Consider the following 25,919-nt stretch of genomic DNA (forward strand, 5'->3'; position numbering starts at 1 on the left):
CCGGAGCAAGGAGGCTGGTGGTGCAGAGCAGGTTATTGATCAAAGAGCTGATAGAGGCGGGCTGGACACTGGACCGGGTCACCGGCAGTCATCACATTTTCACTCACCGTTACAACCCTTACACGATACCCGTTCCTCATCCGAAGAAGGATTTGCCGGTCGGGACGGTCAAAAGCATCAGGAGGCGAGCCGGGCTTTATTGCCCGGGAGCCAGTTTGGCAGGAGATCCATAATGCAATACCCAATCTGTATCGAGTGGGGCGACGAGAACACCGCAATCGGTATTCAGATCCCCGATATTCCTGGTGCCGTAACGGCCGGGGATACGTTTGAAGATGCTTACAACGCGGCAGTCGAAATCGCCCACATCATGCTGCAGGAGATCATGGCAGACGGGGAGTCGATTCCGATGCCGACCTCAGCGGCTGCGCACCGCGAGAATCCGGAATTTGCCGACATGGGTTGGGGAATGCTGGAACTCGACATCTCGCAATATCTGGGCAAGACCGAGAAGGTCAACGTGACACTGCCTGGCTACGTGATCCAGCGCATTGACCGTTATGTGCGAGAGCACAATGTCAAAAGCCGCTCCTCCTTTCTCGCGGATGCGGCGATGGAGAAGCTGGTTCGGCATTGAGGGGTATCAACCGAATCGCCTTCGCGGGCAAGCCTCATACCATTACCCCTAAATGTAGGAGCGAGGCTTGCCCGCGAAGCTTTTAGCGTCCTAAGCCGTTGCCAACGAACGCCTTTGCGAAACACTCAAAAACCGCAACAACGCCAACAACGGAAACGCACTACCCACAATCACGATCCACAACCAGCCGCCATGCTCATACACCGCGCTGGCCACCGAAGAACCAAACGCGCCGCCGATGAAGATGCTGGTCATGTACAGCGCATTCAGACGGCCTCGGCTTTTAGCGTCGAGGGTGTAGACCGCGCGTTGGCCGAGGACCATGTTCATTTGCACGCAGAAATCCAGCACCACCCCCGTCACGGCCAGGCCGATAACGCTGTAGACCGGGTGGATGAAGGCGGGCAGGAAGCTCAGGCTGGCGAATAGCAGGGCCAGCAGCGAGGCTATGCGGGTATGGCCAGCATCGGCCAGTCGACCGGCGATGGGTGCAGCAATCGCGCCGATGGCGCCGACCAGGGCGAAGATCGCGATCTGGGTTTGCGACAAGCCATGATTGCGCGACAGCTCCAGTGGTACTGCAGTCCAGAACAGGCTGAATGTGGCGAACATGCAGGCTTGGTAAAACGCGCGCTGACGCAATACCGGCTGCTGACGCAACAGCGTCCAGAGCGAACCCAACAACTGGCCATAAGAAGCGCTGTGATCAGGCTGGCGCTTGGGAATGGTCAGGGCCAGCACAATGCTGATGGCCGCCATCAATACCGCAGCGATGATGAACATCGCACGCCAGCCGAAGTGGTCGGCTATTACGCTGGATACCGGTCGAGCCAGCAGAATCCCCAGCAGCAAACCACCCATGATGCCGCCGACCACGCGGCCGCGCGATTCTTCCGGCGCCAGGTGGGCGGCCAGTGGAATCAGGATCTGTACCGACACCGAACTGAACCCCACCAGCAACGAGATGAGCAGAAACACGTTCGGCTGATTGGTGAACGCCGCGCCCAGCAAACTGGCAATCGCCACCACGGTGGTAATAATCATCAAGCGGCGGTTTTCCAGCAGATCACCCAACGGCACCAGGAAGAACAGACCCAACGCATAACCAATCTGTGTCAGCGAAACGATCAGGCTGGCCATGGTGTCGGTCAGGCCGATGTCCGGCGCGATCAGGCCGATGATCGGCTGGGCGTAGTAGATGTTGGCCACGATGGCGCCGCAACAGAAGGCAAAGAGCAGCACCATGCCTCGGGTCATTGTCGCGGTACCGAGGGGCACCAGAGTCGCTGGATTCATAAAGGGTCTCGTTGAACAAGAAGGAATGCGCAGAGGCTAATCGGCTGGCTAGAGCGGCGGAAGAGGGAACAGGGTGATAGTAATCATGCCTCTGAAGAATGATTGAGAGAGGCCGTTCATTGGGTCTTCAAGCTCCCACAAAAAAAGGCGACCTTCATAGGTCGCCTTTTCATTGGCCTCAGGAATTACTGACCGCTGTAAATCTGATCAAAAACCCCACCATCATTGAAGTGGGTCTTCTGCACAGTGCGCCAGTCACCAAAGGTCTTCTCCACCGAAAGGAAATCAACCTTCGGGAAGCGATCGGTGTACTTGGCCAATACCGCCGGATCACGCGGACGCAGGTAGTTGGCCGCCGCAATCTCCTGACCTTCCGGCGACCACAGGTACTTCAAATATTCCTCGGCAGCAGCGCGAGTGCCTTTTTTCTCGACCACTTTGTCGACCACGGACACCGGAGGTTCCGCTTCAGCGGAAACACTTGGGTAAATCACTTCAAACTGATCCCGACCAAATTCACGCGCAATCATTTCCGCTTCGTTTTCGAAGGTCACCAGCACGTCGCCGATCTGGTTGGTCATGAACGTTGTAGTCGCTGCACGGCCACCGGTATCCAGCACTGGCGCTTGCTTGAACAGTTTGCCGACGAAGGCTTTGGCCTTGTTCTCGTCACCGCCGTTCTTCAGCACATAGCCCCAGGCCGAGAGGTAGGTATAGCGGCCGTTGCCCGAGGTTTTCGGGTTGGGGACGATCACTTGCACGCCGTCCTTGAGCAGATCTGGCCAGTCTTTCAATGCTTTCGGGTTGCCTTTGCGCACGATGAACACTGTGGCCGAGGTGAATGGCGCGCTGTTGTTTGGCAGGCGCGTGACCCAGTTGTCCGGGACCAGTTTGCCGTTGTCCGCCAAGGCGTTGATGTCGGTGGCCATGTTCATGGTGATGACGTCAGCCGGCAGGCCATCGATCACTGAGCGCGCCTGCTTGCTGGAACCGCCGAAGGACATTTGCAGTGTGATGTTTTCGTTGTGCTCGGCTTGCCAGTGTTTCTGGAAGGCAGCGTTGTAGTCCTTGTAGAAATCTCGCATCACGTCGTAGGAAACGTTAAGCAGGGTCGGTGCAGCCTGTGCCACGCTGCCCAAGGCCAGGCCCGCGGCCAGAAGTGAGGCGCCAAAGAGTTTTTTCACTGCGCATTCCTTGTTTTATCAAACATGTTCTATGGAAAGTGTTGGCAATTTGCCAGCGACTATAGCCGGGCTCGCATAGTCCTTTAAAGATTAAAAAGCACTTTGCTTATTCCAGTTTCTTGAACAGCGCATTGCCGCAACGCGAGCAAAATGCTGCGCCGTGTTCGTGACTGTTTTTCTGGCAGGTCGGGCAATCGTGTTGCAGTTGTTCGCCGCGCATGGCGTTGGCCAGTTCCGCGGTAAAGATCCCTGTTGGCACGGCGATGATCGAGTAACCGGTGATCATCACCAGCGACGAAATCACCTGACCCAACGGCGTCCTGGGCACGATGTCGCCAAAGCCCACGGTGGTCAGTGTGACGATGGCCCAATAGATGCCTTTCGGGATGCTGGTGAAGCCGTGTTCCGGGCCTTCGATCACGTACATCAAGGTGCCGAACACCGTCACCAGGGTGCTGACGCTGAGCAGAAACACCACGATCTTCTGCTTGCTGCCGCGCAACGCCGTCATCAAATAGTTGGCTTGCTTCAGATATGGGCTGAGCTTGAGCACGCGGAAAATCCGCAGCATCCGAATGATCCGGATAATCAGCAGGTACTGCGCATCGCTGTAATACAGCGCAAGAATGCCGGGCACGATCGCCAGCAAATCCACCAGCCCATAGAAGCTGAACGCGTAGCGCAGCGGCTTGGGCGAGCAGTACAGGCGCAGACCGTATTCGATGGCGAAAACGATGGTGAAGCCCCATTCGATGTACGCCAGTATGTCGGCGTAGTTCTGATGAACGCTGTCGATACTGTCCAGAATCACGATCACCAGGCTCGCCAGGATGATCAACAACAGAATGCTGTCGAAGCGGCGACCGGCCGGGGTATCGGCTTGGAAAATGATGACGTAAAGGTCTTCACGCCAGTTTTTATTGCTGTCCATGGAGAACGCCTGAACCAAGAATCAGCGAAGCCTAGGTCGATTCTCCCCGGTAGCGCAAGGCGCGCTGTCCATGGCGGCCTGACGCAACACCCGCATACCTGCGCGAATCATCCAGCAGGCGAGGATGAAGGGGGCCGTCAACGTGGCCAGGCCGAGTGCGGCGAACCCCGGTGTGAGCAACACCGCCAGCAGGATTCCCAACAATGGCAGCCAAGGCTGGCGACGATTTTGGCTGAAGGCGAGGGCGGCGAGCACGGCGTTGTAGCCGCTCAAGCCCTGTAAGGCGCTTGAAGTGTCGTGGTGCAGCAAGGCGAAGATGAGACCAGCAGCGGAGCCGAGCAGCGCCCACAGGAAGGCACGACGGTCAGCGATCATCAAACCTGTGGCAATCAGAGCACCGGCCAGCGGATGACCGAGAAACAGCACCTGACCGAGCCCTTTCAATGACGCGGCGAGCAAATTGAGTGTGGTCATTTCGATCAGCGGCGCGGGTTGCTGGGGAGCGGCAAACGACAGTAGCAACCAGCTCATCCCGACAAAGGGCGCGGTGTAGGCGGGCAGGCAATGAAGATCGCGCGAATGCTTGAGCCATTGCTGAGTGAGCATCGCGCTCAGCCCCCCAGCGGCAATGATCAGCGGTGGCAACAGCACCGACCATGGGAAATAAAGGCTCAGCAGCAGACCGAGCAGAATACCGTTGTAACTGAACAGGCCGGCCTGACGATCAACCTTGGTGTACCCGCGACGTTGCGCGGTGAGCAACCCGGCGACCCCTCCCAGCAACGCACCGCCGAGCAGGGCCGGGGCGCTGAGCAGAATCGCCAACAGACACAGGAGACCGCACAGGGGATGGCACTGGAGGAATACCTGGCTGAAGCCGTTGAGCAGAGCGGTGGCCCAGTCGGGGCAGTGGGTGTTGAAGTGGTTGGCAGGCATGTTAAGGGTCGTTCAGTACAGATCGTTCCCACGCTCTGCGTGGGAATGCCTCAATGGACGCTCTGCGTCTGCTCTTGGGACGCAGAGCGTCCCGGGCTGCATTCCCACGCAGAGCGTGGGAACGATCATCGTGTAGGGGTTAAATCAGGGTTTCGATACGCAACGAATTGGTCGACCCCGGCTGCCCGAACGGCACTCCCGCCGTGATCAACAACGTATCCCCCCGCTGAGCCATGCCCTGTGCCTGGGCAATCTCCAGCGCCGTCGAGCACACTTCGTCCACCTGGCGTAGCCGATCGTTGACCACCGAGTGCACGCCCCACGCCACCGTCAAACGCCGTGCAGTTTGCAAATTCGGCGTCAGGTTGAGGATCGGCACCGTTGGCCGTTCCCGCGCAGCCCGCAGGCTCGAGGTGCCGGACTCGCTGTAATTCACCAGCACCGCCACCGGTAGCACGTTGCTGATGCGACGTATCGCGCAACTGATCGCGTCCGACACCGTGGCCTCGGCTTTCGGTCGGCTCACGTCCAGTTGGGCCTGATAGTCCGGGCCGTTTTCCACCTGACGGATGATCTTGCTCATCATCTGCACCGCTTCCAGCGGATACTCGCCGGACGCGGTTTCCGCCGACAGCATCACCGCGTCCGCGCCTTCGGCCACCGCGTTGGCGACGTCAGTGACTTCGGCGCGGGTCGGGGCGGGAGAGAAGCGCATCGACTCCAGCATCTGCGTCGCCACCACTACCGGTTTGCCGAGTTGGCGGCAGGTGCTGATGATGTTTTTCTGGATTTGCGGCACGCTTTCGGCCGGCACTTCCACGCCCAGGTCACCGCGAGCGACCATGATCGCATCGCTCAATTCGGCGATTTCCCGCAGTTGAGTCACGGCCGATGGCTTCTCGATCTTGGCCATCAGGAAGGCCTTGTCGCCGATCAGTGCGCGGGCTTCGAGAATGTCTTCCGGACGTTGCACGAACGACAGCGCGACCCAGTCCACCCCCAGCTCCAGACCGAAGCTCAAATCGCGACGATCCTTGGCGGTCAGCGGGCTCAGGTCGAGCACCGCTTGCGGCACGTTGACGCCTTTGCGATCCGACAGCTCGCCGCCATTGAGCACCGTGGTGTCGATGGCATCGGCGTACTTGGTCACCACCCGCAGGCGTAGCTTGCCGTCGTCCAGCAGCAGGTCCATGCCAGGCGTAAGCGCAGCGATGATTTCCGGGTGAGGCAGGTTGACCCGGCGCTCATCGCCCGGCGTCGGGTCGAGGTCCAGACGCAAGGCCTGACCACGATGCAACTGCACTTTGCCTTGGGAGAATTTGCCGACCCGCAGTTTCGGGCCTTGCAGGTCCATCAGTATCCCCAACGGGTAATTCAGTTGGCGCTCGACTTCACGAATCCACTGATAGCGCTGGGCGTGGTCGGCGTGATCGCCGTGGCTGAAGTTCAGGCGAAAAATATTGACCCCGGCCTGCACCAGCTCACGGATGTCGTCGATCCCGTTGGTGGCCGGGCCAAGGGTGGCGAGAATTTTGACCTTCTTATCAGGCGTCATGTTTAGTGCTCTCGAGAATCAGGATGGCGCGGAAGTCGTTGACGTTGGTGCGGGTCGGCTCGGTGACGATCAGCGCATCCAGCGCGGCGAAATAGCCGTAGCCATTGTTGTTGTCCAGTTCATCGCAGGCAGCGAGGCCGAGGGCGGCAGCGCGGGCGTAACTGTCTGGGGTCATGATGGCGCCGGCGTTGTCTTCGGAGCCGTCGATACCGTCGGTGTCGCCGGCCAGCGCGTAGACGCCGGGCAGGCCTTTGAGGCTGTCGGTCAGGCTCAGCAGGAATTCGGCGTTGCGCCCGCCACGGCCATTGCCGCGCACAGTGACGGTGGTTTCGCCGCCGGACAGAATCACGCACGGCGCTGCCAGCGGCTGGCCGTGCTGGACGATCTGCCGCGCAATGCCGGCATGGACTTTCGCCACGTCCCGGGATTCACCTTCCAGGTCGCCAAGAATCAACGGACTGAAACCGGCCTGACGGGCTTTCACCGCTGCCGCTTCGAGCGATTGCTGTGGGCGTGCGATCAACTGGAAATGACTGCGGGCCAGGCTCGCATCGCCGGGTTTGACCGTTTCCGATTCCGGGCTTTGCAGCCAGTGACGCACCGAGGCCGGAACTTCGATGTCGTAACGCTTGAGGATCGCCAGCGCTTCGGCCGAGGTGCTCGGGTCGGCCACGGTGGGGCCGGACGCGATGACTGTGGCGAGATCGCCCGGTACATCGGAAATCGCATAGGTATAAACCGTGGCCGGCCAGCAGGCTTTGCCCAGACGACCACCCTTGATTGCCGAGAGGTGCTTGCGCACGCAATTCATCTCGCCGATGGTCGCGCCGGATTTGAGCAGGGCTTTGTTGATCGACTGTTTGTCGGCGAGGGTGATGCCGGCGGCGGGCAAGGCGAGGAGGGCAGAGCCACCGCCCGAGAGCAGGAAGATCACGCGGTCGTCTTCGCTCAGGTCGCTGACCAGTTCCAGTACCCGTTTTGCCACGGCCAGGCCGGCAGCATCCGGCACTGGGTGTGCGGCTTCGACCACTTCGATTTTTTCGCACGGGGCGCCGTGGCCGTAACGGGTCACCACCAGGCCGGACACTTCGCCCTGCCAGCAGCGCTCGACCACCTGGGCCATGGCGGCTGCGGCTTTACCGGCGCCGATGACGATCACCCGACCGCTGCGATCTTGGGGCAAATGGGCTTCGAGGACGTGCTGCGGATGGGCCGCGTCGATGGCTGTAGCAAACAGCTCGCGCAGCAATTGTTGCGGATCGACCGACATGGCGGGCTCCCAATCTTATTGTTCTTGGTTTACGCAGATGATCGTTCCCACGCTCTGCGTGGGAATGCCTCAATGGACGCTCCGCGTCCGCTTCGGCAGGGACGCGGAGCGTCCCGGGCTGCATTCCCACGCGGAGCGTGGGAACGATCAGCACAGGGTTTTGTGCAGGTTTTACTTATCGCGAATCGAGAAATTCGCCATGTGTTCCAGGCCTTTGATCAGCGCAGAGTGGTCCCAGTTGCTGCCACCGATGGCCGCGCAGGTGCTGAACACTTGCTGGGTATTGGCGGTGTTCGGCAGGTTGATGCCCAATTCGCGAGCGCCGGCCAGGGCCAGGTTCAGATCCTTCTGGTGCAGGCTGATGCGGAAGCCCGGGTCGAAGGTGCCCTTGATCATGCGTTCGCCGTGAACTTCAAGGATCTTCGATGATGCGAAACCGCCCATCAGCGCTTCACGCACCTTGGCCGGATCGGCACCGTTTTTCGAGGCAAACAGCAGCGCTTCGGCCACGGCCTGGATGTTCAGCGCGACGATGATCTGGTTCGCCACTTTCGCGGTTTGACCGTCGCCGTTGCCACCGACCAGAGTGATGTTCTTGCCCATGGCCTGGAACAGCGGCAGGGCGCGTTCGAACGCATCGGCATCGCCGCCGACCATGATGCTCAGGGTCGCAGCCTTGGCGCCGACTTCGCCGCCGGAAACCGGGGCGTCGAGGTACTGCGCGCCTTTCTCGTTGATTTTGGCTGCGAAGGCTTTAGTGGCAGTCGGCGAGATCGAACTCATGTCGATCACGACTTTGCCCTTGCTCACGCCAGCCGCAACGCCATCGGCGCGGAACAGCACGTCATCGACCTGCGGGGTATCCGGGACCATGACGATGATGAATTCAGCTTCCTGGGCCACTTCTTTCGGGTTCGCCAGGGCGATGGCGCCAGCAGCGACCAGATCGGCAGGGGCTGGGTCGTGGTGCGCCGACAGGAACAGGCTGTGACCGGCTTTCTGCAGGTTCAACGCCATTGGGTGGCCCATGATGCCGGTGCCGATAAATCCGATTTTAGCCATGAGAAAATCCTCTTGTTTTTGTGTAGCCAAATAATGTGCGCGTGGCTGAGGTAGACACATCCTGTGGCGAGGGAGCTTGCTCCCGCTGGGTTGCGAAGCGACCCCAAAACAGCCACTGCGGTGTGTCAGGTAGAACTCGCTCGCAGGTTTTACGTCTGCTTCGCAGCCGAGCGGGAGCAAGCTCCCTCGCCACAATGGTTCTGTTTCAACTTCAAATCGCGTTATGGGTTTTAAGCCAGCCCAAGCCCGCTTCAGTGGTGGTCAGCGGCTTGTATTCACAGCCAACCCAACCCTGATAACCGATACGGTCCAGGTGTTCGAACAGGAAGCTGTAGTTGATTTCACCGGTGCCCGGTTCGTTGCGCCCCGGGTTGTCGGCCAACTGGATGTGGTTGATCTCGCCCAGGTGCGCAGCCATGGTCCGGGCCAGGTCGCCCTCCATGATTTGCATGTGATAGATGTCGTATTGCAGGAACAGGTTGGCGCTGCCGACCTGCTCGCGAATCGACAGGGCTTGCGCCGTGTTGTTCAGGTAGAAGCCTGGGATGTCCCGGGTATTGATCGCTTCCATCACCAGTTTGATACCCGCCGCTTGCAGCTTGTCGGCCGCGTATTTGAGGTTGGCGACGAAGGTCTTTTCCACGGTGACATCGTCGACACCTTGCGGACGAATACCGGCCAGGCAGTTGATCTGGGTGTTGCCCAGTACTTTGGCGTAAGCGATGGCCAGATCGACACCGGCGCGGAATTCTTCGACCCGATCCGGCAGGCACGCGATACCGCGCTCGCCCTTGGCCCAGTCACCGGCCGGCAGGTTGAACAACACCTGGGTCAAGCCATTGGCATCGAGCCTGGCCTTGATTTCGGCGGAGCTGAAATCGTAGGGGAACAGGTATTCGACACCACTGAAGCCGGCCTTGGCGGCAGCGTCGAAACGGGCAAGAAAATCCTGCTCGGTGAACAGCATGGACAGGTTGGCTGCGAAACGCGGCATGGTGGTCTCCTGTAAATATGTGCAGACCCCCTGTGGGAGCCAGCCTGCTGGCGATAGCGGTGGGGCAGTCAACATCAATGTTGAATGTGCCGGCCTCATCGCGAGCAGGCTCGCTCCCACAGGGGTATCGATCAGCAGTTAGTCGAGCAACGAAATCGCCGTTGGCGCATCGTTGCCGACCAGCGCCAGGTCTTCGAATTCGTTGACGGCGTTGATCTCGGTGCCCATGGAAATGTTGGTCACGCGCTCCAGAATGATTTCGACGATCACCGGCACTTTGAACTCCTCGATCAGTTCCTGAGCCTTGCGCAGGGCAGGCTGGATCTGAGCCGGTTCGAACACCCGCAACGCCTTGCAACCCAGGCCTTCGGCGACAGCGACGTGGTCGACACCGTAACCGTTGAGTTCCGGAGCGTTGAGGTTGTCGAAAGACAACTGCACGCAGTAGTCCATGTCGAAACCGCGCTGGGCCTGACGGATCAGCCCCAGGTATGAGTTGTTCACGACAACGTGGATGTATGGCAGCTTGAACTGCGCGCCCACCGCCAGTTCTTCGATCATGAACTGGAAGTCATAGTCCCCAGACAGCGCCACAACCTTACGGGTCGGATCAGCCTTGACCACGCCGAGTGCGGCCGGAATGGTCCACCCCAACGGGCCGGCCTGGCCGCAGTTGATCCAGTGACGCGGTTTGTAGACGTGCAGGAACTGCGCGCCGGCAATCTGCGACAGACCGATGGTGCTGACGTAGCAGGTGTCTTTGCCGAACACCTGGTTCATCTCTTCGTAAACGCGTTGCGGCTTGACCGGTACGTTGTCGAAGTGAGTCTTGCGCTGCAGGCTGGCTTTGCGTTGCTGGCAGTCTTGCAGCCAGGCGCTACGGTTTTTCAACTTGCCGGCGGCTTGCCATTCACGAGCGACTTCGATGAACACGGTCAACGCGGCTGCAGCGTCGGACACGATGCCCAGGTCCGGGGTGAACACCCGGCCGATCTGGGTCGGTTCGATGTCGACGTGAATGAACTTGCGGCCTTCGGTATAAACGTCGACCGAACCGGTGTGACGGTTCGCCCAACGGTTACCGACACCCAGCACCACATCGGACTTCAGCATCGTGGCGTTGCCGTAACGGTGTGAGGTTTGCAGACCGACCATGCCAACCATCAGCGGGTGATCGTCCGGGATGGTGCCCCAGCCCATCAGGGTCGGGATCACTGGAATGCCGGTCAGCTCGGCGAACTCCACCAACAGTTCGCTGGCGTCGGCATTGATGATGCCACCACCGGCGACCAGCAATGGACGTTCAGCCTGATCGAGCATGGCCAGAGCCTTCTCGATCTGTACGCGATTAGCGGTCGGCTTGGCCAGCGGCAGCGGTTCATAGGCGTCGATGTCGAATTCGATTTCGGCCATCTGCACGTCGAACGGCAGGTCAATCAGCACTGGGCCAGGGCGGCCGGAGCGCATTTCATAGAAGGCTTTCTGGAACGCGTAAGGCACCTGGCCCGGCTCCATGACGGTGGTCGACCACTTGGTGACCGGCTTGACTATGCTGGTGATATCGACGGCCTGGAAGTCTTCCTTGTGCATCCGGGCCCGGGGTGCCTGGCCGGTGATGCACAGGATCGGGATCGAGTCGGCCGAGGCGCTGTAGAGCCCGGTGACCATGTCGGTACCGGCCGGGCCGGACGTGCCGATGCACACGCCGATGTTACCGGCCTTGGTGCGGGTGTAGCCCTCGGCCATGTGCGAGGCGCCTTCAACGTGGCGAGCGAGGACGTGATCGATGCCACCGACCTTTTGCAAGGCGGAGTACAGCGGGTTGATCGCGGCGCCCGGGATGCCAAAAGCGGTATCAACCCCTTCACGGCGCATCACCAGAACGGCGGCTTCGATTGCTCTCATTTTGCTCATAGTTTTGTGCCTCTTACGTTTTGTAATTGTATACAAGTGGCTTTGCGCAGAGTGTATTCACGGCGGACGGCGCAGGTCAATCCATTTTCTCAAGCAGCTGTTTCATTCGTCGGAAGCCCGAAGGACTGTGGCTTTTCGTCGCATGTGGCGCTTTTCGAGAATTATTGTATACAAAAAAATAATTCATTGTGTTCTATTTGTTGCATCGGATTGCGCAACAGAAGGTAATCCAACGGCTTTCCCAATAACAAAATGAGGACGGCACCATGAGCGCTTTAACCTTGAACGTCGCAGTCAACCTGGCCAACCAGGCCATCTCCGCAGGCCGTGCAATCTCTGCCGCGCCCTTGACCGTTGCCGTGCTGGACGCCGGCGGGCACTTGATAACGCTGCAGCGCGAAGACGGCGCCAGCCTGCTACGCCCGCAGATAGCCATCGGCAAAGCCTGGGGCGCGATCGCCCTGGGCAAGGGCTCACGCCTGCTGGCCCAGGACGCCCAACAACGCCCGGCGTTCTTCGCCGCGCTGAATAGCCTGGGGCAGGGCAGCGTCGTCCCGGTACCGGGCGGCGTGTTGATTCGGGATCAGGATGGGAGTGTGTTGGGGGCGGTGGGGATCAGCGGTGATTTGTCTGATGTGGATGAGCAGTGTGCGATCAGAGCGATCGAGACGCAGGGGTTGAGGGCGGATGCGGGGGTGATTGGTTGATCTTCAGCGTCTGAACAGTCGCCATCGCGAGCAGGCTCGCTCCCACAGGGATGTTTGTTCACACGTATTTTGTGTTCACAGAGATCCAATGTGGGAGCTAGCCTGCTAGCGATTGCTATCTCCCGGACACATCCTGCCAACAGTCTGTACATCTCAATCGAGTCAGCCGAGCTAGCCTTCCCAGGATCAATTCATGGGAGAGGCAAAGGAATGTCTGGCTTACCTGCTTCACATCGCCTACGACGCGGTCGCTATGCTGAAACCAACCGAATTTATCTGCTGACTACCAATACGTTTGGACGAACACCGATATTCAAAAATTTTGCGCTGGGTCGTTTGGTCGTGGATCAGTTCAGAACTGCGCAGCATCAAGGCATCGCAAATTCATTGGCCTGGGTTGTAATGCCCGATCATTTCCATTGGTTGGTTGAGTTATAGCAGGGATCATTGAGTGACCTCATGCAGAAGACCAAGTCGATGAGCACCAAAACGGTAAATCGTTTTACTGGTCACAAGACCACTCTTTGGCAGAAAGGCTTTCATGACCGGGCTCTGCGGCGAGAGGAGGATCTGGTGACGGTGGCGCGATATGTCGTGGCCAATCCATTGCGGGCTGGTCTGGTGAAAAAGCTTGGCGACTATCCGCTGTGGGATGCCATTTGGGTTTGAACTGACATCGAGTTGTCTTCATCGCTAGCAGGCTAGCTCCCACAGGGGATTTTGTTTACGCCATCGATCAAATGTGGGAGCTAGCCTGCTGGCGATAAATGCACCGCGGTCTATCAGTCCAGCTCACACCCCTTAAGCACCAACCGGATAATCGTCTGCGCCGCCGCCTCATAGTCGGCCTCATCCAGCTTGGCTTTACCGGTAACCGCAGAGATCTGCCAGTCGAAGTCGGCATAGGTCTGGGTCGCGGCCCAGATGCTGAACATCAGGTGGTTGGGGTCGATCGGGGCGATCTGGCCGCGGTCGATCCAGGTCTGGATGCAGTCGATGTTGTGCCTGGCCTGGCCGTTGAGCTGCTCGACCAGGTCGGGGCTCAGGTGCGGGGCGCCGTGCATGATTTCGCTGGCGAACACCTTGGAGGCGAAGGGCAGGTCACGGGAGATGCGGATTTTCGAGCGAATGTAGCCGCTCAGCACTTCGCTGGGCACGCCGTCGGCGTTGAACGGCGTCGAGGCCTGCAGGATTGGCTCGATGATGCTTTCCAGGACCTCGCGGTAGAGATTTTCCTTGGATTTGAAGTAGTAGTAGACGTTGGGCTTGGGCAGCCCGGCCTTGGCCGCGATGTCACTGGTTTTGGTCGCAGCGAAGCCCTTGTCGGCAAATTCTTCACTGGCGGCACGCAGGATCAGTTCTTTGTTGCGCTCGCGGATGGTGCTCATAAACCAAGGAGTTCCTTGCCTGTTCTGGCGGTTGCGCATGGTAGCACCGGCCTCGCGCGGCGCTCAAGAATGCCCCGTCTGGCCTCGGGTCGCGCTATGCTGCGCACCATTCATTCAAGAAGGAAACCTGATTCATGGCAGGAAGCAGTTTGCTGGTGCTGATCGACGACATCGCCACCGTACTGGACGATGTGGCGTTGATGACCAAAATGGCCGCGAAGAAGACCGCCGGCGTGCTTGGCGACGATCTGGCGCTCAATGCCCAGCAGGTTTCCGGCGTGCGTGCCGAGCGGGAAATCCCGGTGGTGTGGGCCGTGGCCAAAGGCTCGTTCCTCAACAAGCTGATCCTGGTGCCGTCGGCCTTGGCCATCAGTGCGTTCATTCCGTGGCTGGTCACGCCGTTGTTGATGGTCGGTGGCGCTTACCTGTGCTTTGAAGGCTTTGAGAAACTCGCCCACAAGTTCCTGCACAGCAAAGCTGAAGATCAGGCCGAACACGCAGAATTGGTCGAGGCCGTGGCCAACCCGGCGGTCGATCTGGTGGCGTTCGAGAAGGACAAGATCAAAGGGGCGATCCGTACCGACTTCATCCTCTCGGCGGAAATCATCGCCATCACCTTAGGTACCGTGGCTGCCGCTTCGCTGACCCAGCAAGTGATCGTGCTCTCGGGCATCGCCATCGTCATGACCATCGGCGTCTACGGCCTGGTAGCCGGCATCGTCAAACTCGATGACCTCGGTCTGTGGCTGACCCAGAAGCCCGGTCAAATGGCCAAAAGCATCGGCGGCGGGATTCTGCGTGCAGCGCCGTACATGATGAAAAGCCTGTCGGTGATCGGTACCGCGGCGATGTTCCTGGTCGGCGGCGGGATTCTGACCCACGGCGTGCCGGTGGTTCATCACTGGATCGAGAGTGTCAGCGCGGGTGCTGGTGGGGCCGGGTTTATCGTGCCGACGTTGCTGAATGCTGTGGCCGGGATTATTGCCGGTGCGGCGGTTTTGGTGGGCGTAATGGCTGTCGGCAAGCTTTGGAAAACGGTGAAAGCCTGAACCTGTGGGAGCGAGCCTGCTCGCGATAGCGGTCTAGCAGTCAACATTGATGGTGAATGTGATGGCCTCATCGCGAGCAGGCTCGCTCCCACAGTTGATTGGTGGTGTTTGAGACGCGCATAAAAAGGCCATTCGACGCAAATCGAATGGCCTTTTTTATTGTCGACAGAATTACTCGGCGACCTGCAGCTTGCGCGACTCGGTGTACACGTAACGCACTTTTTCATACTCGAACGGCGTATTCAGTTGGCCGTAACGGAAGCTGTTCTGATAGCGCTTGTCGATGACGCGAAGTGCCCAGACTTCCGGATGGTTGGAGCTGACTTCGGCCACGTTCAGGAAGTTGATCGCCGATTCGCCGGTGTAATCCACCACCAGGCCTGCAGTGTCACGCAGGTTTGACGGGCCGAGGATCGGCAGCACGAAGTAGGCGCCACCCGGTACGCCGTAGAAGCCCAGTGTCTGACCGAAGTCTTCGCTCTGGCGCGGCAGCCCCATGGCGGTGGCCGGGTCCCACAGGCCAGCGACACCGATGGTGGTGTTGAGCAGCAGGCGCGCGGTGGTTTCCATCGAACGCTGACCTTTGAATTGCAGCAAGCTGTTCACCAGGTTTGGCACATCGCCGACGTTGTTGAAGAAGTTGCTGACGCCGGTGCGCAGGAAGCTTGGGGTGATGTAGCGATAGCCGTTGACCACGGGCAGGAACACCCATTGGTCGAAACGGTAGTTGAAGTGGTAGACGCGGCGGTTCCATTCTTCCAGCGGGTCGTAGACGTTCAGCGCGTTGAGCGTCGAACGTTCGAACTCGCGCTGATCCAGCCCCGGGTTGAATTTGAGTTTGCTCAGCGGTTCCTTGAAGCCGTCACTATCGACCACCACAGGTGCATTGGCTTTGCTGTTGTCGGCATTGGCGACGCCTGCACAGAGTAACGCTGCGATCAGCAAGGGGTATTTAGCCACGGAAAAACTCCAGCATGGCGTCGCTGTTGACGCGATAGTTGAGGTTGCCGCAATGGCCGCCCAATGGATAAACAGTCAAACGGTCGCCGAAGGTGCGGCGCAGAAACCCCAGGTCGCCAGGGCCGAGGATCACGTCGTCGGCGTTGTGCATGACGGCGATTTTCGGGCTGTCGTGCAGGTAGTCCTTGAGTGCATACAGGCTGACCTGATCGATCAGTTGCAGCAGGCTGCCGCCGTCGGTGCGGGCGCGCCACATCGGAATGACCTGTTCGGTCAGGTAGCAGTCGAAGTCGCATTGCAGTGCGCGTTTGAGAAACGGCGTGAGGGTGGTGCCTTCGGTGATCGGGTATTTCGGTGGCGTGATCAGGCCGCGGCGGTTGATCAGGTCCGAGGTGAAGGCGATGTCCGCTGCCGAGAAACGGAACGAAGTGCCAATCAGCATGGCCATCTGTTCGTTGCTCAAGTGCTGCTTGGACTGCTGGAAGTCGTAGAGCAGGGCATCGTTGAGGTCGATGTAGCCCTTCTGCTGGAAGTAGCGGGTCAGTTTGTCCAGTACCAGTTCATAGAAGGTGGTGCTGTTGTTGATGCCCTTTACCTCTGTCTGTACCAGCTTGTCCAGGTTGGTGACCGAGGTGTAAAGGTTGACCGGTGGGTTGAGCAGCAAGACTTTCTTGAAATTGAAGCTGCGACGGGTTTCATCCAGGTGCGCGACAAATGCCGCATCCAGTGCGCCAAGGCTGTAACCGGTCAGGAAATAATCGGTGACCGGCAGCTTCGGGTTCTGCGCCCGCACGGCCTGCATCACCCGGTACATGTCTTCGGCATCCTCCTTGGTCACGCCCGGTGTGGCGAAACGCGAAGCGGCGGTCATGAAGTCGAAGCTGGTCGGCGACGACAGCTGCACCACGTGATAGCCGGCCTTGTAGTAGAGCTTTTTCAGGTACTCGTTGAGGGTGCTGTCATAGCGTGCACCCGTGCCGGAAATCAGGAAGATCAACGGTGCCGCTTGATCTTGCGTGGCGATGCGGTAGGTGAGTTTCTTTACCGGCCAGAAGTTGTCCGGCAGGCTGAATTCACGCTCGGGGCGCAACGTGACGCTGCGATCCTCCTGATTGATATCGTCGTCGAGCGGCAACTCCGGGCGTAACTCCGGCGGTGTTGTGGCGATAGTCGCCTCGAACGGGTTGGTCAGGGGGTAGCCGTAACTGGCGGCATCAATGTCGGCCGCCAGTGCGGACGCACTTAAAATCAAGCCGCCAAACAGGGCGGCGCAGCGCAAGGAACGGAGCATGACTAGATCCCTTAGAGGAAGGTGCCGGATGAAGTTCGCAGGCTATGACCACAGGATTTGCGCCAAAGTGCCATGATGGGCACCAATCAGGCCTGATTTCGGAGCAACGGTAGCTGGACGATACACTTTGCAGCTATTTGATGAACAGTTATCTGTTGATGTCACTTGCTTACCGCGGGCGGGGGATTAAGCTGGCCGCCGATTTCGTTTATTGGAGTGTTGCATGTCCCGCCGTCTGCCCGTGATCCTGTTGCTCGTTCTTCTGCCATTATGGCTGGCCGCCAGTTATGGCGCGCGTTATGGCTTCATGGAGGATGCGCAATGGGTCGGCATCTGCGTGGATGAGGCCAGTCGTTGGGAATGCCAGATTCGGTCGAACCTGGGCTTGATGATTCATTTCAAGGTGTTGGGCTGGACGGCAATGGCCGCCGCCGTGATTGGTTTTGTTCTACCAGGGCGAGCGGGGTGGTGGCTGGCGGTGCTGGCGCTGGTGTTCGGGTTTCCGGCGCTGGCGTTGTACAACACCACGTTGGCGGTGTTTGCGGTGGTGATTGCTGCTTTGCGTCTGGTCCGGGCTTCTCGTAGCGCCTGATAAAAAAGATCCCAGTCTGCGGCAGCGCCCACAGGCGCGTAGGAGCTGCCGAAGGCTGCGATCTTTTGATCTTGCTTTGTTGATCAGCCCTTGCGAACCCGCAAGCTGCGCCACAACGCCGCCACCATCAACACACTCACCAGCGCCCAACCCCAGGCCTGCTGGTTCTGCAAACCTTCTTGATACAACTGTGGCGCAATGCCGGCGCCGATGATGAAGGTCAGCAGGGCGATTTCCCGGCGCGGCACACTGACCGGACGGCACAGGTACACCAGCGCCGGCAGGATGAACGCGACACTCGGGAAGCTGCGATAACGCGGGTCGAACACCAGTTCCAGCATTATCACCGCCGCGGCAAAACCTGCCGCGGCCAGCCACCAGCCAGCGCGACGCTCCAGTGCATTGAAGGCGCGTTCACGCCAGCCAGTACGAGCGCTCAAGGTCAGCGCAGCATGGGCCAGCACCAACAGATTCAACCCCGTCAGCAAAGCGACCCATAGCCATTCACTGGCAAACCGTGTGGTGACCCGAGCCAGATCGCCCCAGGCGCCAATCGAACAGGCCGCCAGCGCGCCGAGCAGCGGCAGTACCAGCGCCGCGCGGGTGCTGCGAACGCGACCGCCGAGGATCAGTGTGCCGATGAAGATCAACCCACCCAGCGCCAGCCATTGCGACCAGTACGGCACGTTCGATACCGGTCCGGCGAGTACGCCTTTATCCTGACGATCGGCGTCGAACAATCCCCAGTAACCTCCGACCGCACCTTCGCTGGCGCGTTTCCAGGGCTGGTCGAATGCCTCGATCAGGTTGTAATGCCAGCCTTGCTGTTCGGCCATGATCACAAAGCTACGAATAAACTTGGCTTCATTGACCCGGCTCGGCAGCGCGGTTTCGCGCTGACGGCCTTCGCTCGGCCAACCGGTTTCGCCAATCATCACGTCTTTGGGCGCGAATTTGTTGCCGAACACCTGACGCACTTCGGCCACATGCTGCAGCGCGGCGTCGATGTTCGACGGATCGTCTTCCCAGTACGGCAGCAAATGAATGGTCAGGAAGTCCACCGCCGGAGCGATTTCGGGATGCTTGAGCCAGAATTCCCAGACGTCGGCGTAGGTCACCGGTTGTTTGACCTGACTTTTGACCTTGTTAATCAGCGTCGCCAACTGTGCGCCGGTGACTTCCTTGCGCAGCAGGGTTTCATTACCTACGATCACCGAGGTCACTACATCGGCGTTGGCATTGGCCGAGGCGATCAGCAGGTCGACCTCCTTGGCGGTGTCCACCGGGTTGCTGTTGACCCAGGCGCCGATCATCAGCTTCAAGCCGTGCTTGCGTGCCAGGTCGGGCAGGGCCTCAAGGCCAGTCATGGAATAAGTACGGATGCATTCGAAACGGGTTGCCAGCAGTGCGAGGTCGGCGTCCATGCGCTCGGGGCGCAGTTTGAACGGCACATCGAACGGCGATTGGTCTTTGTCGAACGGGGTGTAGGAGGCGCATTGCAGCTTGTGTGTTGCGCTGGCCACGTCCGGCAGGATCACCGGTTTGCCGAGTCCATACCAGAAGCCACCGAGGGCAAAAAGCCCCAACAGGCAGGCAAATAAATAAGCAAGAAGAGGAAAGCGGGATGTCGCGGGCATGGTCAGGCCGTCTGGGAACAAAGCCGCGCATGTTACCTGCATTTGTCCCGCGCTTGGTGGCCCGCATAATTTTGACATGCAAAGTTTGGGCGGGGTGGCGGATGGATTTGCGACGGTTGCAATTAATGGCCTTCTGATGTCGTTTCTCGATGCCTTGAGGTCGCTGGCAGAGCAGGTCGTCGTTGGCGTCAGGTTGATTATCGTGGCGTCAGTACTCCGCTGATGTTTGAACGAGTTTGCGGTGAGGCGTGATGGGGGCGCTGTGCACCATAACAATACGTTGAGCGGCTCGGCATCCGTCGAGCGCAGCACTTTCGGGGAAGTAACGATGAAGATGCGACGACTCTTGGGCGCAGGTGCCGCTTTGGTGCTGGCGATCAGTTCTACGATGGCCAGTGCTGAAGGCAAGGCAGTGACGATCGGTTATGTAGACGGCTGGTCGGACAGCGTCGCCACGACCAACGTGGCCGCGGAAGTGATCAGACAGAAACTCGGTTATGACGTGAAGCTGCAAGCGGTTGCCACCGGGATCATGTGGCAGGGTGTGGCCACTGGCAAACTCGACGCCATGCTGTCGGCGTGGCTGCCCGTGACTCACGGTGAATACTGGACCAAGAACAAGGATCAGGTCGTCGATTACGGCCCGAACTTCAAGGATGCGAAAATCGGTCTGATCGTGCCGGAGTACGTCAAGGCCAAGTCGATTGCCGATCTGAAAACCGACGACAGCTTCAAAAATCGTATCGTCGGTATCGATGCCGGTTCAGGCGTGATGCTCAAGTCCGAGCAGGCGATCAAGGACTATGGCCTGGACGGCTATACCCTCAAGGCCAGTTCCGGCGCCGGCATGATTGCCGAGCTGACCCGTGCCGAGAAGAAAAACGAATCCATTGCCGTCACCGGTTGGGTGCCGCACTGGATGTTCGCCAAGTGGAAACTGCGCTTCCTGGAAGACCCGAAAGGCGTTTACGGCGCAGCTGAAACCGTGAACAGCATCGGCAGCAAAGAACTGGCAACCAAAGCGCCTGAAGTTGCGAAGTTCCTGAAGAACTTCCAGTGGGCGTCGAAAGACGAAATCGGCCAAGTCATGTTGGCGATTCAGGACGGTGCCAAGCCTGAAGCAGCAGCGAAGGATTGGGTGGCCAAACACCCGGATCGCGTTGCCGACTGGGTCAAATGATTTGATCTGAAGCGTCTAGTCAGCACTTATCGAGGCCTCTTGGCATTTATGCCAAGGGGCCTTTTGCTTTTTTATGTGTTTAACGCATGCATGAGAAATGGCGACTCTGTCATGTCGTTCTAATACTAAGGTCGTCTGGAACCTGTCCGGCAGCCGCATAGAGTGGATACCGTTCCAACTAAATCTGTGCTGCGAGGATAAAAACAATGAACGACAGCATTTACCTCTCGATTCAAAACAGCCCGCGCTTCAAGGAGCTGGTCAGCAAGAGAGAACGATTCGCCTGGATTCTTTCAGCGATCATGCTTGGGCTGTACTCCGGATTCATTCTTTTGATTGCTTACGGGCCGCATATCCTGGGCGCAAAAATCAGCCCCGAGTCCTCAATTACCTGGGGCATTCCGATCGGTGTCGGGCTGATTGTTTCGGCCTTTATCCTGACGGGCATCTACGTGCGACGCGCCAATGGCGAATTCGACGACTTGAACAATGCGATTCTCAAGGAGGCTCAGCAATGATCCGGCGTCTAATGGCTCTATTGAGCATCGCAGCCTTCGCACCTGGCGCCTGGGCGGCTGAAGCCCTGACGGGTGCGGTACAGAAACAACCACTCAACATTTCCGCGATCCTGATGTTCGTGGCATTCGTGGGTGCAACCCTGTGCATCACTTACTGGGCTTCCAAGAAAAACAACTCGGCCGCCGACTACTATGCGGCGGGCGGCAAGATCACCGGTTTCCAGAACGGCTTGGCGATTGCCGGTGACTACATGTCCGCGGCGTCCTTCCTGGGTATTTCCGCCCTGGTGTTCACCTCCGGCTACGATGGCCTGATCTACTCGATCGGCTTCCTGGTGGGTTGGCCGATTATTCTGTTCCTGATCGCCGAGCGCCTGCGGAACCTGGGCAAATACACCTTTGCCGACGTGGCGTCCTACCGCCTCGGGCAAACCCAGATCCGCTCGCTGTCGGCATGCGGTTCGCTGGTGGTGGTGGCGTTCTACCTGATCGCGCAAATGGTGGGTGCTGGCAAGCTGATTCAGCTGTTGTTCGGTCTCGACTATCACGTTGCGGTGATCCTGGTCGGTATCCTGATGTGCATGTACGTGCTGTTCGGCGGCATGCTGGCGACCACGTGGGTGCAGATCATCAAGGCGGTGCTGTTGCTGTCCGGTGCCTCGTTCATGGCACTGATGGTGATGAAGCACGTCAACTTCGACTTCAACGCGCTGTTCTCCGAGGCGATCAAGGTTCACCCTAAAGGTGAAGCAATCATGAGCCCGGGCGGCCTGGTGAAAGATCCAGTTTCGGCGTTCTCCCTCGGCCTGGCACTGATGTTCGGTACCGCTGGTCTGCCGCACATCCTGATGCGCTTCTTCACCGTGAGCGACGCTAAAGAAGCGCGTAAAAGCGTGCTGTATGCAACTGGCTTCATCGGCTACTTCTACATCCTGACCTTCATCATCGGCTTCGGCGCGATCTTGCTGGTCAGCACTAACCCGGCCTTTAAAGATGCGGCTGGCGCGCTGATGGGCGGCAACAACATGGCGGCGGTGCATTTGGCCAACGCGGTGGGTGGCAGCATCTTCCTGGGCTTCATCTCGGCGGTGGCGTTCGCAACCATCCTGGCGGTGGTGGCTGGTCTGACCCTGGCCGGTGCTTCGGCAGTGTCCCATGACCTGTACGCCAGTGTGATCAAGAAGGGCAAGGCCAACGAGAAGGACGAGATCCGTGTCTCGAAAATCACCACCATCGCTCTGGCGGTGCTGGCGATCGGCTTGGGCATACTGTTCGAGAAGCAGAACATCGCGTTCATGGTGGGCCTGGCGTTCTCCATCGCGGCGAGCTGCAACTTCCCGGTACTGCTGCTTTCCATGTACTGGAAGAAGCTGACGACTCGTGGTGCGATGATTGGCGGCTGGCTGGGTCTGGTCAGTGCTGTTGGCTTGATGGTGCTGGGGCCAACCATCTGGGTGCAGATCCTGGGTCACGAGAAGGCGATCTTCCCGTATGAATACCCGGCGTTGTTCTCTATGGCCATTGCGTTTGTCGGGATCTGGTTCTTCTCGGTCACTGACAAGTCGGCTGAGGGTGTGAACGAGCGGGCGCTGTTCTTCCCGCAGTTTGTTCGTTCGCAGACTGGGTTGGGGGCGAGTGGGGCGGTTTCGCACTAAGGCTTTGAGTTTCTATATATAAGCTGAGCTACACAAAATGCCCTGGTCGAGAGATTGGGGCATTTTTTATTGGGCGGTTATCGCACTCTGTATGGTTTTTCCGCGGAGGTGGCCTGCTCTTTGATCGTTTACATATCCGTTTCTGCGGTAGCGTCGGCTGGCGGTTATCGCTCGTCTTTGTAGGAGCGAGGCTTGCCCGCGAAGGCTGTATGCCAGGCGGTTTGTTTTTTGATGGTGTACATATCCATTGCTGCGGTTACGGCCGCTGGCGGTTTCGCTTTTACAGCGAGTCACTTTCGAGAAGCGCGAAAGTAACCAAAGCGCTCTTGCCCCGCCATTCGGTGCCTCGCCTAGGCTCGGCATGCCCTCACTCCGGCATTGCTCCGGGGGCCCGCCGCCATCGGCCATCCATGGCCGGGGGCGGCTACCGCGGCATCCTTGCCGCGGTGCCCCCTACGCAATGCCTGCGTTCGGCCTCTGGGAAAGGGGCAACAGATCAAAATCAAAAGCCAAAGCAACGGCAACGGCAAGATCAACAGCTTCGCGAGCAGGCTCGCTCCCACAGTTGGACTGGGTACATCCGGGAAAGATTGGTCGGCTGTCAGGCCGCCATCGCAGGCAAGCCAGCTACCACAGGGATGATGTGCATCTGCAAGAGCCCGGTAGGCCCTCAGGCCGCCGCGTAACTCAACGTCAGGCACAAACAAAAACGGCCCCTATCTAAATAGAGGCCGTTTCCGGTACAGCTCAAGACGTTATCGCAAGACGGCTCTTATCAGCGGTCTTCAAGCCGGGTGATATCACGCGACTCATAGCCAGTGTACAGCTGACGCGGACGGCCAATCTTGTACGGGCTGGAGAGCATTTCTTTCCAGTGGGAAATCCAGCCGACAGTCCGCGCCAGAGCGAAGATCACGGTGAACATGCTGGTCGGAATGCCGATCGCCTTGAGGATGATCCCCGAGTAGAAGTCGACGTTCGGGTACAGCGAGCGTTCGATGAAGTACGGATCGGTCAGGGCGATCTCTTCCAGGCGCATGGCCAGTTCGAGTTGCGGATCGTTGGTGATGCCCAGCTCTTTCAGCACTTCGTCGCAGGTTTGCTTCATGACGGTGGCGCGTGGGTCGCGGTTTTTGTAAACCCGGTGACCGAAGCCCATCAGTTTGAACGGATCGTTCTTGTCCTTGGCCTTGGCGATGTACTTGTCGATGTTCGAAACATCGCCAATCTCGTCAAGCATGGTCAGAACGGCTTCGTTCGCACCGCCGTGGGCAGGGCCCCACAGTGCAGCGATACCGGCGGCGATACAGGCGAACGGGTTGGCACCCGACGAGCCGGCCAGGCGTACGGTAGAAGTCGATGCGTTCTGCTCGTGGTCGGCATGGAGGATGAAGATCCGGTCCATGGCCTTGGCGAGTACCGGGCTGATCGGTTTGATCTCGCACGGGGTGTTGAACATCATGTGCAGGAAGTTTTCCGCGTACGACAGGTCGTTGCGCGGGTACATCATGGGTTGGCCCATGGAGTACTTGTAAACCATTGCGGCCAGGGTCGGCATCTTGGCAACCAGGCGGATCGCGGAGATTTCGCGATGCTGCGGGTTATTGATGTCGAGGGAGTCGTGGTAGAAGGCCGAGAGGGCACCCACTACGCCGCACATGACGGCCATCGGGTGAGCGTCGCGACGGAAGCCGTTGAAGAAGGTCTTCAATTGCTCGTGAACCATGGTGTGGTTCTTCACGGTGCCGACGAACTGGGCCTTCTGTTCTGCGGTCGGCAATTCGCCGTTGAGCAGCAGATAGCAGGTTTCCAGGTAGTCCGACTTTTCAGCCAGCTGTTCGATCGGGTAGCCGCGGTGCAGCAGAATGCCGTTGTCGCCGTCGATATAGGTGATCTTCGACTCGCAGGAGGCAGTCGACATGAAACCAGGGTCAAAGGTGAAACGGCCCGTGGCCGTCAGGCCCCGAACGTCGATAACATCGGGACCAACGGTGCCGGTTAAAATGGGCAGCTCGACGGGGGCTGCGCCCTCGATGATCAACTGCGCTTTTTTGTCAGCCATGTGGCCTCCTATTTATGCTTGAAATCATCAGACAGACCCCCCACGCAGGGCCCGCACCACTATAGTGAGATAAATTCGAATGTCAATTTGCCTAAAGTCTTGCTCCAGAAGGCTTTAACCGGACTTTTTCCTCGAAATTGACTGCCATTTACGCCTTTTATGTCACTTGTGCAATCAGCTATTAGGGGAAGGTGAACGCGTTGTCATTAGTAGCCTAACTGTCTATACTCGGCCACCGACCGCCAGGGGCTTTTGGGCCTGCTTTATTGGGGGTCGCATCCCTGGGTGGTGGTTACCTGACCAGTGCACTCCCCAACAACTTTGCCCTGATTGTTAGGGGCTCTTCAGTGTGAAAAAAAGCCGTGAAAAGCCAACGACCTGTAAACCTAGACCTAAGGACCATCAAACTCCCCATCACCGGCGTTACGTCGTTTCTTCACCGTGTTTCCGGCATCATCCTCTTCCTGGGCCTTGGCTTCATGCTTTATGCATTGGGCAAATCTCTGGGTTCCGAGGAAGGTTTTGCCGAGGTGAAGGCATGCTTGACCAGCCCGCTGGCCAAGTTCGTAGCATGGGGCCTCCTGTCCGCTCTTCTGTATCACCTGGTAGCCGGTGTGCGCCATTTGATTATGGATATGGGCATCGGTGAGACGCTGGAAGGCGGCAAGCTGGGCTCGCAAATCATTATCGCCGTATCTGCGGTGTTGATCGTTCTGGCGGGAGTTTGGATATGGTAACCAGCGTTACGAACCTGTCGCGTTCGGGCCTCTATGACTGGATGGCACAGCGTGTGTCTGCGGTCGTTCTCGCGGCTTATTTCATCTTCCTGATCGGATACCTCGTTGCGAATCCAGGCATTGGCTACGACCAATGGCATGCCCTGTTCGCCCACAACGGGATGCGTATCTTCAGTCTGCTGGCCCTTGTAGCCCTGGGCGCTCACGCCTGGGTCGGCATGTGGACCATCGCGACTGACTACCTGACGCCGATGGCGCTGGGCAAGTCCGCGACTGCAGTACGTTTCCTTTTCCAGGCAGTATGCGGCGTTGCGATGTTCGCTTACTTCGTCTGGGGTGTGCAGATTCTCTGGGGTATCTGATC

Annotated in this window: 24 protein-coding genes and 1 pseudogene; 11 read left to right on the forward strand and 14 right to left on the reverse strand. The window is 58.7% G+C overall.

Annotated features, from left to right (window positions below):
- The first annotated feature begins 20 nt into the window (after positions 1 to 20).
- Both ACZ9IM_RS02595 and ACZ9IM_RS02600 read left to right on the forward strand, forming a co-directional pair.
- Positions 21 to 233 (forward strand): type II toxin-antitoxin system HicA family toxin, encoded by a 213-nt coding sequence (locus ACZ9IM_RS02595; protein ID WP_427626725.1) that lies wholly within the window; start codon positions 21 to 23, stop codon positions 231 to 233.
- A complete protein-coding gene (locus ACZ9IM_RS02600) occupies positions 233 to 637 on the forward strand; it encodes a type II toxin-antitoxin system HicB family antitoxin (protein ID WP_007894254.1) in 405 nt (134 codons plus the stop codon). The genes ACZ9IM_RS02595 and ACZ9IM_RS02600 overlap by 1 nt, the downstream gene beginning before the upstream one ends.
- Positions 638 to 727: 90 nt before the next feature.
- Here the strand turns inward: ACZ9IM_RS02600 and ACZ9IM_RS02605 are convergent, their stop codons facing one another.
- From ACZ9IM_RS02605 to gcl, 9 genes are all read right to left on the reverse strand, one after another.
- Positions 728 to 1,933: an MFS transporter gene (locus tag ACZ9IM_RS02605; RefSeq protein ID WP_476223304.1), complete on the reverse strand. Its 1,206-nt coding sequence runs from the start codon at positions 1,931 to 1,933 to the stop codon at positions 728 to 730.
- 185 nt (positions 1,934 to 2,118) lie between these two features.
- Positions 2,119 to 3,117, reverse strand: a complete 999-nt coding sequence (locus tag ACZ9IM_RS02610; protein WP_008073033.1) for a sulfate ABC transporter substrate-binding protein — start codon at positions 3,115 to 3,117, stop codon at positions 2,119 to 2,121.
- A gap of 106 nt (positions 3,118 to 3,223) precedes the next feature.
- Positions 3,224 to 4,048: an ion transporter gene (locus tag ACZ9IM_RS02615; RefSeq protein WP_427626728.1), complete on the reverse strand. Its 825-nt coding sequence runs from the start codon at positions 4,046 to 4,048 to the stop codon at positions 3,224 to 3,226.
- A 21-nt stretch (positions 4,049 to 4,069) separates the two neighbouring features.
- Positions 4,070 to 4,984, reverse strand: a complete 915-nt coding sequence (locus tag ACZ9IM_RS02620) for an urea transporter (RefSeq protein WP_427626730.1) — start codon at positions 4,982 to 4,984, stop codon at positions 4,070 to 4,072.
- Between the two features lie 139 nt (positions 4,985 to 5,123).
- On the reverse strand, positions 5,124 to 6,539 hold the full coding sequence (pyk, locus tag ACZ9IM_RS02625; protein WP_427626732.1) for a pyruvate kinase: 1,416 nt from the start codon (positions 6,537 to 6,539) through the stop codon (positions 5,124 to 5,126).
- Entirely contained in the window at positions 6,529 to 7,809 is a 1,281-nt protein-coding gene (locus tag ACZ9IM_RS02630; protein ID WP_476223305.1) for a glycerate kinase type-2 family protein, read from the reverse strand. Before ACZ9IM_RS02630 ends, pyk begins: the two co-directional genes overlap by 11 nt.
- A 171-nt stretch (positions 7,810 to 7,980) precedes the next feature.
- On the reverse strand, positions 7,981 to 8,871 hold the full coding sequence (locus ACZ9IM_RS02635; protein ID WP_007894261.1) for a 2-hydroxy-3-oxopropionate reductase: 891 nt from the start codon (positions 8,869 to 8,871) through the stop codon (positions 7,981 to 7,983).
- A 211-nt stretch (positions 8,872 to 9,082) separates the two neighbouring features.
- The gene (hyi, locus tag ACZ9IM_RS02640) at positions 9,083 to 9,865 is read right to left on the reverse strand and encodes a hydroxypyruvate isomerase (protein WP_476223306.1); all 783 of its coding nucleotides are present in this window, start codon (positions 9,863 to 9,865) and stop codon (positions 9,083 to 9,085) included.
- 138 nt (positions 9,866 to 10,003) lie between these two features.
- Complete coding sequence (gcl, locus tag ACZ9IM_RS02645) at positions 10,004 to 11,779, reverse strand: glyoxylate carboligase (protein ID WP_007894263.1); 1,776 nt, start codon at positions 11,777 to 11,779, stop codon at positions 10,004 to 10,006.
- Positions 11,780 to 12,045: 266 nt separating this feature from the next.
- Here gcl and ACZ9IM_RS02650 point away from each other — a divergent pair, with 266 nt between their 5' ends.
- Together ACZ9IM_RS02650 and ACZ9IM_RS02655 are read left to right on the forward strand one after the other, a co-directional pair.
- On the forward strand, positions 12,046 to 12,486 hold the full coding sequence (locus ACZ9IM_RS02650) for a GlcG/HbpS family heme-binding protein (protein ID WP_427626738.1): 441 nt from the start codon (positions 12,046 to 12,048) through the stop codon (positions 12,484 to 12,486).
- 210 nt (positions 12,487 to 12,696) lie between these two features.
- Positions 12,697 to 13,155 (forward strand): annotated as a pseudogene (locus ACZ9IM_RS02655) (REP-associated tyrosine transposase).
- A gap of 113 nt (positions 13,156 to 13,268) precedes the next feature.
- On the opposite strand, the gene ACZ9IM_RS02660 reads toward ACZ9IM_RS02655, so the two are convergent.
- Complete coding sequence (locus tag ACZ9IM_RS02660) at positions 13,269 to 13,874, reverse strand: TetR/AcrR family transcriptional regulator (protein WP_030131738.1); 606 nt, start codon at positions 13,872 to 13,874, stop codon at positions 13,269 to 13,271.
- Between the two features lie 134 nt (positions 13,875 to 14,008).
- On the opposite strand from ACZ9IM_RS02660, the gene ACZ9IM_RS02665 reads away from it, so the two are divergent.
- Entirely contained in the window at positions 14,009 to 14,923 is a 915-nt protein-coding gene (locus ACZ9IM_RS02665; RefSeq protein WP_427626742.1) for a DUF808 domain-containing protein, read from the forward strand.
- Between the two features lie 171 nt (positions 14,924 to 15,094).
- On the opposite strand, the gene ACZ9IM_RS02670 is transcribed toward ACZ9IM_RS02665, so the two are convergent.
- Together ACZ9IM_RS02670 and ACZ9IM_RS02675 are read right to left on the reverse strand one after the other, a co-directional pair.
- Entirely contained in the window at positions 15,095 to 15,883 is a 789-nt protein-coding gene (locus ACZ9IM_RS02670; protein WP_218394209.1) for an MlaA family lipoprotein, read from the reverse strand.
- Positions 15,876 to 17,174, reverse strand: coding sequence for a serine/threonine protein kinase (locus ACZ9IM_RS02675; protein WP_192345748.1), 1,299 nt, complete (start codon positions 17,172 to 17,174; stop codon positions 15,876 to 15,878). Before ACZ9IM_RS02675 ends, ACZ9IM_RS02670 begins: the two co-directional genes overlap by 8 nt.
- 223 nt (positions 17,175 to 17,397) lie before the next feature.
- On the opposite strand from ACZ9IM_RS02675, the gene ACZ9IM_RS02680 reads away from it, so the two are divergent.
- Positions 17,398 to 17,766 (forward strand): hypothetical protein, encoded by a 369-nt coding sequence (locus tag ACZ9IM_RS02680; protein ID WP_427626745.1) that lies wholly within the window; start codon positions 17,398 to 17,400, stop codon positions 17,764 to 17,766.
- A gap of 83 nt (positions 17,767 to 17,849) precedes the next feature.
- Here the strand turns inward: ACZ9IM_RS02680 and ACZ9IM_RS02685 are convergent, their stop codons facing one another.
- Positions 17,850 to 19,445, reverse strand: coding sequence for a glycoside hydrolase family 17 protein (locus ACZ9IM_RS02685; RefSeq protein WP_427626747.1), 1,596 nt, complete (start codon positions 19,443 to 19,445; stop codon positions 17,850 to 17,852).
- A gap of 286 nt (positions 19,446 to 19,731) precedes the next feature.
- Between ACZ9IM_RS02685 and ACZ9IM_RS02690 the strand changes: the two genes are divergently transcribed.
- The 3 genes from ACZ9IM_RS02690 to ACZ9IM_RS02700 all read left to right on the forward strand — a co-directional run bounded on the left by ACZ9IM_RS02690 (position 19,732) and on the right by ACZ9IM_RS02700 (position 22,756).
- On the forward strand, positions 19,732 to 20,583 hold the full coding sequence (locus ACZ9IM_RS02690) for a glycine betaine ABC transporter substrate-binding protein (RefSeq protein WP_427626748.1): 852 nt from the start codon (positions 19,732 to 19,734) through the stop codon (positions 20,581 to 20,583).
- Positions 20,584 to 20,789: 206 nt separating this feature from the next.
- Positions 20,790 to 21,101 (forward strand): DUF485 domain-containing protein, encoded by a 312-nt coding sequence (locus ACZ9IM_RS02695; RefSeq protein ID WP_008026759.1) that lies wholly within the window; start codon positions 20,790 to 20,792, stop codon positions 21,099 to 21,101.
- Positions 21,098 to 22,756 (forward strand): cation acetate symporter, encoded by a 1,659-nt coding sequence (locus ACZ9IM_RS02700; protein ID WP_427626751.1) that lies wholly within the window; start codon positions 21,098 to 21,100, stop codon positions 22,754 to 22,756. The genes ACZ9IM_RS02695 and ACZ9IM_RS02700 overlap by 4 nt, the downstream gene beginning before the upstream one ends.
- A 775-nt stretch (positions 22,757 to 23,531) precedes the next feature.
- On the opposite strand, the gene gltA is transcribed toward ACZ9IM_RS02700, so the two are convergent.
- A complete protein-coding gene (gltA, locus tag ACZ9IM_RS02705; RefSeq protein WP_008071464.1) occupies positions 23,532 to 24,818 on the reverse strand; it encodes a citrate synthase in 1,287 nt (428 codons plus the stop codon).
- A 362-nt stretch (positions 24,819 to 25,180) separates the two neighbouring features.
- Here gltA and sdhC point away from each other — a divergent pair, with 362 nt between their 5' ends.
- Positions 25,181 to 25,555 (forward strand): succinate dehydrogenase, cytochrome b556 subunit, encoded by a 375-nt coding sequence (sdhC, locus tag ACZ9IM_RS02710; RefSeq protein ID WP_032830362.1) that lies wholly within the window; start codon positions 25,181 to 25,183, stop codon positions 25,553 to 25,555.
- On the forward strand, positions 25,549 to 25,917 hold the full coding sequence (gene sdhD / locus ACZ9IM_RS02715) for a succinate dehydrogenase, hydrophobic membrane anchor protein (RefSeq protein ID WP_008071469.1): 369 nt from the start codon (positions 25,549 to 25,551) through the stop codon (positions 25,915 to 25,917). The genes sdhC and sdhD overlap by 7 nt, the downstream gene beginning before the upstream one ends.
- Positions 25,918 to 25,919: the final 2 nt, after the last annotated feature.

This window comes from Pseudomonas sp. TE12508 (assembly GCF_056279485.1).